The organism is Rhizobium sp. CFBP 13644, from assembly GCF_014842165.1.
GTDB lineage: Bacteria > Pseudomonadota > Alphaproteobacteria > Rhizobiales > Rhizobiaceae > Agrobacterium > Agrobacterium tumefaciens_C.
Genome location: NZ_JACYVF010000004.1, coordinates 101066 through 113858, shown reverse-complemented (window position 1 = coordinate 113858; position 12793 = coordinate 101066). Strand labels below are relative to the sequence as shown.

Annotated in this window: 11 protein-coding genes; 5 read left to right on the top strand and 6 right to left on the bottom strand. The window is 57.9% G+C overall.

Features of this window, described 5'->3' with window-relative positions; all coding sequences use genetic code 11:
- Positions 1-11: 11 nt before the first annotated feature.
- Both IFT53_RS13040 and IFT53_RS13035 read right to left on the bottom strand, forming a co-directional pair.
- Positions 12-1190 carry a multidrug effflux MFS transporter gene (locus tag IFT53_RS13040; RefSeq protein WP_192065488.1) on the bottom strand — a complete coding sequence of 393 codons (1179 nt, stop codon included), beginning with the start codon at positions 1188-1190 and terminating at the stop codon, positions 12-14.
- A 17-nt stretch (positions 1191-1207) separates the two neighbouring features.
- Positions 1208-1678 (bottom strand): MarR family winged helix-turn-helix transcriptional regulator, encoded by a 471-nt coding sequence (locus tag IFT53_RS13035; protein WP_192065197.1) that lies wholly within the window; start codon positions 1676-1678, stop codon positions 1208-1210.
- A gap of 168 nt (positions 1679-1846) precedes the next feature.
- On the opposite strand from IFT53_RS13035, the gene IFT53_RS13030 reads away from it, so the two are divergent.
- The 5 genes from IFT53_RS13030 (at position 1847) to leuB (ending at position 8694) form a co-directional block, all read left to right on the top strand.
- Entirely contained in the window at positions 1847-3913 is a 2067-nt protein-coding gene (locus tag IFT53_RS13030) for a M3 family metallopeptidase (protein WP_192065195.1), read from the top strand.
- A gap of 179 nt (positions 3914-4092) precedes the next feature.
- Positions 4093-5913 (top strand): translational GTPase TypA, encoded by a 1821-nt coding sequence (gene typA / locus IFT53_RS13025; RefSeq protein WP_042615621.1) that lies wholly within the window; start codon positions 4093-4095, stop codon positions 5911-5913.
- A 240-nt stretch (positions 5914-6153) separates the two neighbouring features.
- Positions 6154-6660 carry a GNAT family N-acetyltransferase gene (locus IFT53_RS13020; RefSeq protein WP_192065193.1) on the top strand — a complete coding sequence of 169 codons (507 nt, stop codon included), beginning with the start codon at positions 6154-6156 and terminating at the stop codon, positions 6658-6660.
- Between the two features lie 132 nt (positions 6661-6792).
- Complete coding sequence (leuD, locus tag IFT53_RS13015; RefSeq protein ID WP_192065191.1) at positions 6793-7398, top strand: 3-isopropylmalate dehydratase small subunit; 606 nt, start codon at positions 6793-6795, stop codon at positions 7396-7398.
- Between the two features lie 183 nt (positions 7399-7581).
- Positions 7582-8694, top strand: coding sequence for a 3-isopropylmalate dehydrogenase (leuB, locus tag IFT53_RS13010; RefSeq protein ID WP_192065189.1), 1113 nt, complete (start codon positions 7582-7584; stop codon positions 8692-8694).
- Here the strand turns inward: leuB and IFT53_RS13005 are convergent.
- The 4 genes from IFT53_RS13005 to IFT53_RS12990 all read right to left on the bottom strand — a co-directional run bounded on the left by IFT53_RS13005 (position 8675) and on the right by IFT53_RS12990 (position 12708).
- Positions 8675-9850 carry a cytochrome-c peroxidase gene (locus tag IFT53_RS13005; protein WP_446737675.1) on the bottom strand — a complete coding sequence of 392 codons (1176 nt, stop codon included), beginning with the start codon at positions 9848-9850 and terminating at the stop codon, positions 8675-8677. The two genes, leuB and IFT53_RS13005, sit on opposite strands and share 20 nt — an antisense overlap.
- Positions 9851-10003: 153 nt before the next feature.
- Entirely contained in the window at positions 10004-10384 is a 381-nt protein-coding gene (locus IFT53_RS13000) for a hypothetical protein (RefSeq protein ID WP_042615626.1), read from the bottom strand.
- A gap of 10 nt (positions 10385-10394) precedes the next feature.
- Positions 10395-11291, bottom strand: coding sequence for a glutathione-dependent disulfide-bond oxidoreductase (gene yghU, locus IFT53_RS12995; RefSeq protein ID WP_192065185.1), 897 nt, complete (start codon positions 11289-11291; stop codon positions 10395-10397).
- A 103-nt stretch (positions 11292-11394) separates the two neighbouring features.
- A complete protein-coding gene (locus tag IFT53_RS12990; protein WP_192065487.1) occupies positions 11395-12708 on the bottom strand; it encodes a cobyrinate a,c-diamide synthase in 1314 nt (437 codons plus the stop codon).
- Between the last annotated feature and the right edge of the window lie 85 nt (positions 12709-12793).

Below are 12793 nucleotides of genomic sequence, written 5' to 3'. Positions count from 1 at the left end.
CCGGGGCTTTTTCATGCCTGCCTGCGCGACAGCAAGGCAAAGGCCAGGTAACTGGCGACTGCGCTCAATTCCATCAACGGAATGATGATACCGAAACTCGTCAGCGGCGAGCCAAGCAGAGCTGCGGCGACACCTGCTGCAAAACCGGCACTCATCTGAATGAACCCCATCATGGCCGAGGCGGACCCGGCAATATGCGGAAAAGGCGCCATGCCCATGGTGATGACGTAAGGCGTCAGCAACGCAAGCCCAAATGTCGCCACGGCGACAGGCCCCATGATGGAAATGAACGAAGGCTGGATGAACTGCACCGACAGAAATATCAGCACGCCACCCGTTGCCGACAGGCAAAGACCCGCCACCGCACAGCGCCGGTCGCCCATTCTGCGTGACATGAACCGCAGGGCAATCGAACCCAGAAAATACGCGCCTGACTGCATCAGCATTCCCACGCCAAAGGCCGTCGGCGACAAGCCGACATCGTTGATCAGCACGAAGGGCAACATCGTCGCCTGGGCATAGAGCGCCCCGACAGTGCCGCCCAGCACTAAGGCCGACAGCAGGAAGCGTGGCGACGCCAGAAGCTCGCCATAGGCACTCAGCAAGCGGGACGGGCGCAGTCGGCTCCGATCCGGCACCGTCGTTTCGCGCAGCAACCAGATGACCGCCGTGAGTGAGATCACGCCGAAGGCGAGCATCAGAGCAAACACCGATTGCCAGCCGAATGCCAGCAGAGACAGGCCGCCAATGGTTGGCCCCGCCGCAGGCCCCACGGCCAGCATGATGCCGATGAGGTTGAGAATGCCGGTGGCCTGATGTCCGCTGAACTGGTCTCGAACGACTGCGCGGGCAACGGTGACACCGACAGAAGCGCCGATGCCCTGAATGAGACGGGCAGCCAGCAGCATCTCGACATTGGGTGCAAAGGCCGCAAGGGCTCCGCCCGCAAGATAGATCAGCAAAAACAGGATCGTCGCCTTGCGCCGCCCAAACGCATCCGACATGGCACCGGCAATCAGCTGGGCAATGGCAAAGCCGCCGAAATAGAGCGTCAGGCTCATCTTGATGGCGGAGTCCGTCGTGGCAAAGGCCCTCACAAGCTCCGGCATGGCAGGCGTGTAGATCGCCATTGACACCGGCCCGATCGAGGTCAGCATGGCACCGAGCATCGCAGTGCGCCGCACCGTCATGGGCGTTGTGGATGCGCTCATTCGGGTTCCCGACTGCTCTTGTCGCTCACCGCAGCCTGCAGGTTCTTCTGCACCAGTGCCAGCAATGCATGAAACGTCGATAGATCGCTCTCGCTGAACCCTTCCGTCGCCTGGCCGATGACGCTATCGACCTCATGGCGAACCGCGACCAGCATGTCCGCCGAACTCTGCGTCAGATAGATGCACTTGGACCGCCGGTCATCCGGGTTGGGCCGACGCTCCACCAGCCCGAGCGATTCGAGCCTGTCGAGATAAGTGCAGACCGTCATGGGTTCGAGACCGATGCGGCTGGCAATATCGGCCTGCTTGCTGCCTTCGATGGCGGAAACTGTCAAAAGCGCCCTCGCCTCGCCCGGTGTGAGGCCAAGGCCAGCATTGCTGATCAGTTTCTCAAAAGCGGTGTTGAGAAAACGTGCGCTGCTATTAAGCAGAAATGCCAGTGTTTCTTTTTCAAGGGAGGTGTTCATGGCGCGCCTGTTTCATAAGCCTCCCTTATAAAAAACTTCGCCACCCGCTGGCAAGGCGGCATGAAAATAGTTTCGCCCGCAAGCCATCTGATCCCCATCAGGCATATTGAAACACCGCCGCAGCCATGCCCATATGCACACAAACAGCATCTGCATGAGGACGAACCGATGACTTCCACAGCCGCGCACTATCCCGCCCTGACCGAATGGAACGGACCAAACGGACTGCCACGGTTCGAGGCTGTGAAAGATGAGGATTTCGCAGGTGCTTTCGATGCAGCACTCGCCTCCCATGATGCTGAAATCGATGAGATTGCCGGCAACGCAGACGAGCCAAGCTTTGCCAACACCATCATCGCACTGGAAACAGCAGGCGACTCACTGTCACGTGTTTCGGCCCTGTTCTGGAACAAGGCGGGTGCCCACACCAACCCTGATATCCAGGCACTGGAGCGGGAAATCGCGCCGAAAATGTCGCGCCACTATTCCAAGATCAGCATGAATGCGGCGCTCTTTGCCCGCGTCGATGCGCTCTGGGAAAAACGCGATACGCTGGGACTGACGGGCGAAGAGCTGCGCGTGCTGGAACGCCACTGGAAGGGTTTCGTCCGCTCCGGTGCCAAGCTTGAGCGGCCCGAGCAGGAGCGGCTTGCCGCCATCAATGAAGAACTGGCTGGCCTTGGCGCTAAATTTGGCCAGAACGTTCTGGCCGATGAGAAAGGCTGGAAGCTGTTTCTCTCCTCGGAAGAAGAGCTTGCGGGCCTTCCCGGCTTCCTGCGTGATTCCATGGAAAGTGCGGCCCGCGAACATGGCGAAGACGGCAAGTTCGCCGTGACCCTGTCCCGCTCCATCATCGAACCCTTCCTCACCTTCTCCGAGCGCCGTGACCTGCGCGAGCAGGCCTTCAAGGCTTGGGTCGCACGCGGCGAAAATGACGGTGAAACCGACAATCGCGAGACGGTGAAGCGCACGCTTTCCCTGCGCAATGAGAAAGCGACGCTTCTGGGCTATGCCAATTTCGCGGCCTACAAGCTGGATAACACCATGGCAAAAACACCGGATGCGGTGAACAGCCTGTTGATGCAGGTCTGGGAAAAAGCCGTCGCCCGCGCTGGAGAGGAAGAGGCAGAACTCGCCGCCGTCATCCGCGAGGAAGGCAAGAACCACGATGTGATGCCGTGGGACTGGCGCCATTACGCTGAAAAACTGCGGGCTCAAAAATTCAACTTTTCGGAAGCCGAACTCAAGCCCTACCTGCAACTGGAAAAAATTCTCGAGGCCTGTTTCGATGTGGCGCACCGCCTGTTCGGCATTCGCGCTGTCGAGCTGAAGGACGTGACCGCCTATCATCCAGATGTCCGCACCTTCGAAATCCGCAACGAAAAAGGCGATCTCGTCGCTATGTTCTTAGGGGACTTCTTCGCCCGGTCATCGAAGCGCTCCGGTGCCTGGATGAGTTCCTTCCAGTCGCAGCACAAACTGCCCCTGAAGAACGGCGCAACCGGCGAATTGCCGATCATCTACAATGTCTGCAATTTCGCAAAGCCTTCGCAGGGCAAGCCAGCGCTGCTGTCGCTGGATGATGCCCGCACCCTGTTCCATGAATTTGGCCATGGGCTGCACGGCATGCTGTCCAACGTCACCTACCCTTCCGTCTCTGGAACAGGCGTCTCGCGCGATTTTGTGGAATTGCCGTCGCAGCTCTACGAACACTGGCTGACCGTGCCTGAGATCCTCGAAACCTATGCACTGCATTACGAGACAGGAGAACCGATGCCGAAGCCTTTGCTGGACAAGGTGCTCTCAGCCCAAACCTTCAATGCCGGTTTCAACACCATCGAATTCACCTCATCGGCACTCGTTGATATGGCTTTCCACACACGCGGCACCGTCACAGACCCGATGGCTGTGCAGGCAGAGGTTCTGGCGTCGCTCAATATGCCGAAATCCATCGTCATGCGCCACGCGACCCCGCATTTCCAGCACGTGTTTTCAGGCGATGGCTATTCGGCCGGCTACTATTCCTACATGTGGTCGGAAGTTCTGGATGCGGATGCCTTCGCAGCCTTTGAGGAAACGGGAAACCCCTTCGACGCGGACATGGCGCGCAAGCTGAAGGACAATATTTATTCCGTTGGCGGCTCTGTGGACGCAGAAGAAACCTACAAGCTGTTTCGCGGCAAGATGCCAAGCCCCGATGCCATGCTGAAAAAGCGGGGGCTGGTTTCGGCCTGAGTCTCCTTGAGAGTCGGGGCCTGACACATGAAAACTGTCATATTTCTCTGCTATGGCGTTTCTGCAAGGGGCTTATGTGGCAGCCCCCCTTTCATTTTTGCAAAAAAAAGGTTATAGGCCCGCCAGACTAAATTGGCGCATTTCAAGATTTGACGCCCCAACCTCAGAGATATTGAACAATGGCAATTCGCAACATCGCGATTATCGCGCACGTTGACCATGGCAAAACGACGCTCGTTGACGAGCTTCTGAAGCAGTCCGGTTCGTTCCGCGAAAACCAGCGCGTTGCAGAGCGCGTCATGGACAGCAATGACCTCGAAAAAGAACGCGGCATTACCATTCTCGCCAAGGCGACGTCTGTGGAGTGGAAGGGCGTTCGCATCAACATCGTCGACACCCCCGGCCACGCCGACTTCGGTGGTGAAGTCGAACGTATTCTGTCGATGGTGGACGGCGCTATCGTTCTCGTCGACTCGTCTGAAGGCCCAATGCCACAGACCAAGTTCGTCGTGTCCAAGGCGCTCAAGGTTGGTCTTCGCCCAATCGTCGCCATCAACAAGATCGACCGTCCCGATGGCCGTCATGAAGAAGTCATCAACGAAGTGTTCGACCTTTTCGCGAACCTTGATGCCACAGACGAGCAGCTCGACTTCCCGATCCTGTACGGTTCCGGTCGCGATGGCTGGATGAACGTCAACCCTGAAGGTCCGAAGGATGAAGGTCTTGCACCGCTGCTCGATCTCGTTCTGAAGCACGTTCCTGAGCCAACGGTTGAAGAAGGCCCGTTCCGTTTGATCGGTACGATCCTTGAAGCCAACCCTTTCCTCGGCCGCATCATCACCGGACGCATCGCTTCCGGCTCGATCAAGCCGAACCAGGCCGTCAAGGTTCTGGGCCAGGATGGCAAGACCATCGAAACCGGTCGTATTTCCAAGATCCTTGCATTCCGCGGCATCGAGCGCACAGCCATTGAAGAAGCCCATGCAGGCGACATCGTCGCTATCGCTGGTCTTTCCAAGGGTACTGTTGCTGACACGTTCTGCGATCCTTCGGTTACCGAAGCGATGACAGCGCAGCCAATCGATCCGCCAACGGTTACCATGTCCTTCATCGTTAACGACAGCCCTCTGGCTGGCACCGAAGGCGACAAGGTCACATCGCGCGTTATCCGCGATCGTCTGTACAAGGAAGCCGAAGGCAACGTTGCGCTGAAGATCGAAGAAGCCGAAGGCAAGGATTCGTTCTTCGTATCCGGCCGTGGCGAATTGCAGCTTGCAGTTCTTATCGAAACCATGCGTCGCGAAGGCTTCGAACTTGCCGTTTCGCGTCCTCGCGTTGTCATGCAGAAGGACGAGAACGGCCAGACCATCGAGCCGATCGAAGAAGTCGTCGTCGACGTTGATGAAGAGCATTCCGGTATCGTTGTTCAGAAGATGTCCGAGCGCAAGGCAGAGATGACCGAGCTTCGCCCATCCGGCGGCAACCGCGTTCGCCTGAAGTTCCTGGCACCGACCCGTGGCCTCATCGGCTACCAGTCTGAACTGCTGACGGACACACGCGGCACGGCCATCATGAACCGCCTGTTCCACTCCTACCAGCCGTTCAAGGGCGCTATCGCTGGTCGCGTTCAGGGCGTTCTGCTGTCGAATGGTTCCGGTGAAGCTGTTGCATACGCCATGTTCAACCTGGAAGATCGCGGCCCGATGATGATCGAGCCCGGCGAAAAGGTTTACGCTGGCATGATCATCGGCATTCACACCCGTGACAACGACCTTGAAGTCAACGTTCTCAAGGGCAAGCAGCTCACCAACATCCGCGCCGCCGGCAAGGATGAAGCGGTGAAGCTGACACCGCCGATCCGCATGACACTCGACCGTGCGCTCTCCTGGATCCAGGACGATGAGCTGATGGAAGTGACGCCAAAGTCCATCCGTCTGCGCAAGATGTTCCTGGACGCCAACGACCGCAAGCGTTTCGACAAGGCAAAGCTTGCTGTCTGATTGAGAGCGTTACAATAAAGTTTGAAGAACCCGGCCCTCGCGCCGGGTTTTTTATTGTCTGGAATTTGTCCCGTCAGACGGCCGCACTTAATTTGCGGGATTGAGTCGCACGACACTTGCGTCAATGGTAAATATAGCGTTAATTTTTAAGCCTCATCCACATGAATAGGCTGTGGGTAAGCTTGAAGCCGTTAACCTTTATGGCTGGAAAGTTTCCTGTGGCGGGGTCAGAATCGCGTTATGAAAACGTTATCCATAGAGATTCGCCGAGCAGAGCCGGACGATGCGCGCGCCATTTCCGATGCGCACCGATCGGCCTGGCAGCAGGCCTATGAGGGACTGATTCCCCATAAGCCGCTCCGGCAGATGGTGGATCGGCGCAACGAGACGTGGTGGCGCAAGGCCGCGCGCGGCTCCGCAACAATGCTGGTCATAGAAGTTGCTGGCGTCGTCGCTGGCTACACCACACTCGGCCTCAGCCGCGCCCGGGGCCTGCCCTATGATGGCGAGGTCTATGAGCTTTACCTGCGCCCGGAATATCAGGGCATGGGGCTTGGCTCATCGCTTTTCCTCGAAGCCCGTCGCCTCCTGAAGTCTCTCGGCTGCAACGGCGTTGTGGTCTGGTGCTTGGAAGACAGCGATGTCGCCAACCGCTTCTTCCGCTCCCATGGCGGCAGAGACGTGGCTGAGGGCATGGAAGACTTCGCCGGCACGCAGTTGCGCAAGCTGGGCTTTGCGTGGCGCTGAATGCGCCCATCATGAACGCAAGCGGCGTACCGCCTTTGCACGGTTTGGCCTTCAAATAGAACCACTTTTGCGCTATTGCAGCAAAAGCGATAACGATTGGCTCGGCCATTCGTCCTATTTTCGGAGTGAGAGATGGAAAAGTTTACCAAGCTGACGGGTGTTGCCGCCCCCATGCCGGTCGTCAACATCGATACGGACATGATCATTCCGAAGGATTATCTAAAGACGATCAAGCGCACCGGCCTCGGCACCGGCCTGTTTGCCGAATCCCGCTATCTGGAAGATGGCACGCCCAATCCTGATTTTGTGTTGAACAAGCCTGCCTACCAGAACGCGCAGATCCTCGTTGCTGGCGATAATTTCGGCTGCGGCTCTTCGCGTGAACATGCGCCTTGGGCGCTGCTGGATTTCGGCATTCGCTGCGTCATCTCCACCAGCTTTGCGGATATTTTCTACAGCAACTGTTTCAAGAACGGCATTCTGCCCATCGTCGTCAGCCCGGAAAATCTGGAAAAGCTGATGGACGATGCCTCGCGCGGCTCCAACGCCGTCGTGACTGTCGATCTGGAGAAGCTGGAAATCAGCGGCCCGGATGGCGGCACGATCACCTTCGAACTCGATGAGTTCAAGCGCCACTGCATGCTGAACGGTCTTGATGACATCGGCCTGACGCTGGAACATGCTGGTGCCATCGAAGGATTTGAAAAGTCCAACGCCACTGCCCGTCCCTGGGCGTGAGATTTCGCGCCCAATTTGATCTGCCACCCGTACCAAATCACCTTGGACCTTCCTTGAAATAGGCCATCTGCAAGGCTAAGAAGCCTCGTCATGCAACGTCTGTTGTGTGACGTAGGATTTTTGAATGCGCCCGCCGTTTTGAAACCACCCCATGGTTTTGCGTCGTGGCCAAGGAGGGTTTTCATGACTATGCGCACGCTTTTCCTGCTGCCCGGTGACGGCATCGGCCCCGAAGCCATGGCGGAAGTCCGCAAGCTGATCGATTATCTGAATGCCGAGAAGGCAGCGGGCTTTACGACGCAGGAAGGCCTGGTCGGCGGCTGCGCTTACGATGCGCATGGTGTCGCCATTTCTGACGCAGATATGGAAAAGGCGCTTGCTGCAGACGCCATTCTGTTCGGCGCGGTCGGCGGCCCGAAATGGGACGGCGTGCCCTATGATGTGCGCCCTGAGGCGGGTCTGCTGCGTCTGCGCAAGGATCTGGAGCTGTTCGCCAATCTGCGTCCCGCCATCTGCTACCCTGCCCTCGCCGCAGCATCATCGCTGAAGCAGGAACTGGTCGAAGGCCTCGATATCCTCATCGTCCGCGAATTGACGGGCGGCGTCTATTTCGGTGAGCCGAAGCAGATCATCGATCTGGGCAACGGCCAGAAGCGCGGCATCGATACCCAGATTTACGACACATTCGAAATCGAGCGCATTGCCAGCGTGGCGTTTGAGCTGGCCCGCACCCGTGGTAACCGCGTTTGCTCCATGGAAAAGCGCAACGTCATGAAATCAGGCGTGCTGTGGAACCAGGTCGTGACGGAAACCCACGCGGCCAAGTTCAAGGATGTGGAACTGGAACATATGCTGGCGGATGCTGGCGGCATGCAGCTGGTGCGCAAGCCCAAGCAGTTCGACGTCATCGTCACCGACAACCTGTTCGGCGATATGCTCTCGGATGTTGCGGCGATGCTCACAGGCTCGCTCGGCATGCTGCCATCCGCGTCGCTCGGTGCGCCAGATGCCAAGACCGGCAAGCGCAAGGCCATGTATGAGCCCGTCCACGGCTCGGCCCCTGACATCGCCGGCAAGGGCATCGCCAACCCGATCGCCATGATCGCTTCCTTTGCAATGTGCCTGCGTTATTCCTTCAACATGGTGGATGAGGCAACGAAGCTTGAAACAGCCATTGCCAACGTTCTGGACAAGGGCATTCGCACCGCAGATATCGTATCCGACGGCAGCCGTCAGGTCTCGACATCTGAAATGGGCGATGCTGTTCTTGAAGAGTTCAAGGCGCTGTCGGCGTAAATGATGCTGCATGGGCAGGGGGCGTCGCGCCCTGCCCGGCATTATCTTTAGACAAGAGAGGCTCATATCTCTTGTCTGTCAGCGTTTTCAGAAACGCGACAATCGCGTCCACCCGCTTGTCATCAAGCGCCGGAGCCTGTGTCAGCTCGGTCATGGCAATATTCTCAGGCACTTCAGGCACGTCCCACGTCTCACCCGTTTCCGGGTTGATCTGACGGCTGGGCTTCTTGCTTTTGTATTTCACGTAAAACAGCACGACCGTGCGCAGATCCTTGAAGACGCCATTGTGCATATAAGGGCCCGTCACCGCGACATTGCGGAGCGTTGGCACCTTGAACTTGCCGCGCTGTGCCGGATCACCCGCAACAGCAGGGTTCTGCGCGAGACCAAGATCCACCGCATCAGGCTTTGAGCCATTGGCCGCCCGCACAGCCTTGTTGGCGGGAACGCCGATATTGAAATATTTGTGGTTGGTGAAAACACCGTCGGAAAGCCCGTTGCTGCCCCGGATTTCGTGGCAAGTGTTACAATTGGTAAATTGCGAGGAAGACATCAACACCCGGCCAAGCTCTTCCTGATCGGTCAGCTTTTCCTCACCGCGCAGAAAGCGGTCATATTTGGAATCGAAGGTTGAGAACGTATCGGAACGCTCAAAGGCGGCCAGCGCCCTGCCCATGGCCGCAAAGGCAGCATCATCGCTTTGGAACACATCGCTACCGAACTGGGTGCCGAAAGCCGTCACGTAATCGGGATTTTCCTTCAGCCGCTTTATAAGCGTGCCCTTGTCCGGCATGCCCATTTCAACCGGGTTCAATGGCGGGCCACCGGCCTGGTCTTCCAGCGTGGAGGCACGCCCATCCCAGAACTGCCCGCCCACGTATTCACCGGCGTCATTCTTGCCGAAGGGTGGCGAGAATTTCGCGTAGGCTGCCGTTGGCACGTTGCGGTCGCCCAAGGACGTCCCGTCATCACCCAGCGAAACATCGTGCCCGACCTTGTCGGTCTCGCGCCCATCGGTAAAGCCCAACGCCTCCATGTGACAGGTGGAGCAGGACATGGTGCGGTTCTTGGACAGGTTGGGATCAACAAACAGCGCCGCGCCCAGCTTTTGCAGCGCTGCCGTGTCTTCGGCATAGGCGTGCCCAATGGTCCCCATACCGAGGGCCAGAATGCACACAGCAACAATGGAATTCTTATACTTCATCATGGCTGAGGCCGGTTGTCGTGGAACTGCGTGCTCTATAGCACCTCAATAAAGCGAAGCACAGAAACTTTCCGTGCCCGCTCCACTTTGCCGCAGCAGATTTTTTCAGTCGATCTGGAAATAATTCTCGAAGGATTCCGGGAAATTCTGCCGTGCCACGCGCTCGTCGATGATGAGCATGGCTTCGTAGGACAAGGGATCGAAATTCTTGTCAGCAGGCAGCACTTCGCGCCCGAACAACAGGCTGAGCCGAGCCGCATCCAGATTGCCGCGCTCAAACGGTTCGTTGCCGAACTGATGCCAGAGCGCATGCAGGAACGCCGCATCGACCTTATGTTCGGGCGAATCATTACGGGCGCGGCGCGGAATATGCTTGATGGGCGTCACGCCGCGCGGGTTTGCGCGGCGTATGGTGAATTGAATGCCCGTGCTCGGCATGCCGGATGGAAAGCCGCGGTGTTTCGTCATTTCAGGCAGCTTTGCCATCGTTTTTTCCTTATGCTTTGCCGATTTTGTCCTGGGTCTTCGTATCGAAGTCGGACGCATCATGGCGTTCGTGCAATTGTTCCGAAGGGTCGCCGTTCATCTTGTTGACCATACGACCACGCTTGACGGCTGGACGTTCCGCAATCTCGTCTGCCCAGCGCGTCAGGTGCTTGTAGCTTCTCACATCCAGAAACACATCGGCCTTTGGATAGGACTGCCCGCGCACCAGATTGCCATACCACGGCCAAACCGCAATATCAGCAATCGAATACTGCGAACCCGCGAGATAGCGGTTTTCTGCCAGATGGCGGTCCAGCACGTCAAGCTGTCGCTTCGCTTCCATGGCAAAACGGTCGATGGCATATTTGATGTGGATAGGCGCATAGGCATAAAAATGGCCGAAACCGCCGCCCAGATAGGGGCCGGACGCCATCTGCCAGAACAGCCAGTTGATCGCTTCCGTGCGTCCCTTGTGATCTTCAGGCAGAAACGCGCCGAATTTTTCAGCCAGATAGAGCAGGATGGAGCCGCTTTCGAAAACGCGCGTCGGCTCTGGCGTGGAATGGTCCACCAATGCCGGAATTTTCGAATTGGGGTTTGCCTTGACGAAATCCGAGCCGAACTGATCGCCTTCACCGATTTTGATCAGCCACGCATCATGTTCCGCACCGGAATGTCCAGCGGCCAAAAGCTCTTCCAGCATGATGCCGACTTTCTGGCCATTGGGCGTCGCAAGCGAATAGAGCTGCAGCGGATGTTTGCCGACAGGCAGTTCCTTGTCATGGGTCGGACCGGCGATGGGGCGGTTGATATTGGCGAACTGACCACCATTGCCCTTTTCCCATTCCCACACGTCAGCGGGTTCGTAACCGGCAGGAAAGTTGTTTTCGGGGGATTTCTCGGTCATGAAAATCTATCCTTGTTGAATGGATCAAGCGCCAGTACGCAGCGCATCACCACAATATAGGGAGGCGGCGACATTCCTCCACCACACGATCGATGAGAAAAACTTAACCTTTGGCGATGGCGTGAAAAAACGTGCCCGTCACCAGCCCACGCCTGCCGCCGGAAGGCCCAAGTGGCTTTCCCTGCCCGTCGGCAATCTGCGCGAAGGCATCATCATGCCCGGCATCGATCACACGGGCATAATGAAACTCATGGCCGCGCAACACCTCGCCTGCCCGCCCCAGCAGTCCATCGACAGCAATGGTCGCCTGTCGGTAGCCAAGGTTCATCTTGCGCTTGGCAAAGCTGGTGGCATGGGACAAAAGCCCCGTCATGGCATGGCTCACGCCATCTGCATCTTCCAGCCCCTCACCCAGCACCATATAGCCACCGCATTCCCCATGAACGGGCTTTGCCTGCGAAAATCGCGAGAGACCCGCCTTGAAATTGCTTGCCGCCGCAAGCGTTCCCGCGTGAAGCTCAGGATATCCACCCGGCAGCCAGCACACATCGCAGGAAGCATCAGGCGCTTCGTCGGCAAGCGGCGAAAACGGGATGATCTCAGCGCCGGCCTGACGCCAATGGCGCTGAAGATGCGGGTAGAGAAACGTAAAGGCGGCATCCTGCGCCAGCGCGATGCGCTGACCGGGTGGCGTGATTGCGGCTTCCACCGAGCCCTGCGGCATCTCCACGGGGCGCGCCAGCGATAGAAGCGCATCAAGATCAATCGCCTGCTCCATCGCATCGGCAAGCCGTTCGATATGGGCGTCGATCTCAGGATGCTCGCTGGCCTGCACCAGCCCCAGATGTCGCTCCGGCAACACCAGCGATGGATCACGCATCACACAGCCCGCTACGGCCAAACCGATTTTTTCAATGGCTTGCGAACACAAGGTCCGGTGTCTCTCGCTGCCAGCACGGTTGAGCACAACAGCAGACATTTTGACCTCAGGATCATAATGGGCAAATCCGTGGGCAACCGCCGCAGCCGTCTGGGATTGGCCCGATATATCCAGCACCAACAAAACCGGTATGCCGAACAGCCGCGCCAGATCGGCAGCCGATCCGGTCCGGTTTTCCGGCACCACGATGCCGTCAAACAGGCCCATCGCGCTTTCAATCAGCACCAGTTCCGCATCCTCAGCCTGCTGGGCGAACAGATGCCGCAGCAAATCCGGCTGCATGGCCCAGCTGTCGAGATTAAGGCCCGGCGTGCCCGCGGCAAAGGCATGGAAACCGGGATCGATATAGTCAGGCCCTGTCTTGATGCCCCGCACCTTCACACCGCGTCTGGCAAAGGCGCGCAAAAGGCCGATGGTGACGCTGGTCTTGCCCGAACCGGACCGTGGCGCGCCGATAATGATCGCCCGCGCCGTCATGGCCTGCCCTTTTTCACGATAAGTGGTCTCGACATTCACACTGCCTGTTGTTTACCGATGACGGCCATAGCCGTAACCGCTATAG

What these genes read in the sequence shown, in the direction of transcription:
- IFT53_RS13005 (WP_446737675.1), bottom strand. Translation starts at nt 9,850, where the DNA reads ATGGGGACCATTGGGCACGCCTATGCCGAAGACACGGCAGCGCTGCAA.
- IFT53_RS12990 (WP_192065487.1), bottom strand. Translation starts at nt 12,708, where the DNA reads ATGACGGCGCGGGCGATCATTATCGGCGCGCCACGGTCCGGTTCGGGC.
- IFT53_RS13020 (WP_192065193.1), top strand. Translation starts at nt 6,154, where the DNA reads ATGAAAACGTTATCCATAGAGATTCGCCGAGCAGAGCCGGACGATGCG.
- IFT53_RS13035 (WP_192065197.1), bottom strand. Translation starts at nt 1,678, where the DNA reads ATGAACACCTCCCTTGAAAAAGAAACACTGGCATTTCTGCTTAATAGC.
- yghU (WP_192065185.1), bottom strand. Translation starts at nt 11,291, where the DNA reads ATGACCGAGAAATCCCCCGAAAACAACTTTCCTGCCGGTTACGAACCC.
- leuD (WP_192065191.1), top strand. Translation starts at nt 6,793, where the DNA reads ATGGAAAAGTTTACCAAGCTGACGGGTGTTGCCGCCCCCATGCCGGTC.
- typA (WP_042615621.1), top strand. Translation starts at nt 4,093, where the DNA reads ATGGCAATTCGCAACATCGCGATTATCGCGCACGTTGACCATGGCAAA.
- leuB (WP_192065189.1), top strand. Translation starts at nt 7,582, where the DNA reads ATGACTATGCGCACGCTTTTCCTGCTGCCCGGTGACGGCATCGGCCCC.
- IFT53_RS13000 (WP_042615626.1), bottom strand. Translation starts at nt 10,384, where the DNA reads ATGGCAAAGCTGCCTGAAATGACGAAACACCGCGGCTTTCCATCCGGC.
- IFT53_RS13040 (WP_192065488.1), bottom strand. Translation starts at nt 1,190, where the DNA reads ATGACGGTGCGGCGCACTGCGATGCTCGGTGCCATGCTGACCTCGATC.
- IFT53_RS13030 (WP_192065195.1), top strand. Translation starts at nt 1,847, where the DNA reads ATGACTTCCACAGCCGCGCACTATCCCGCCCTGACCGAATGGAACGGA.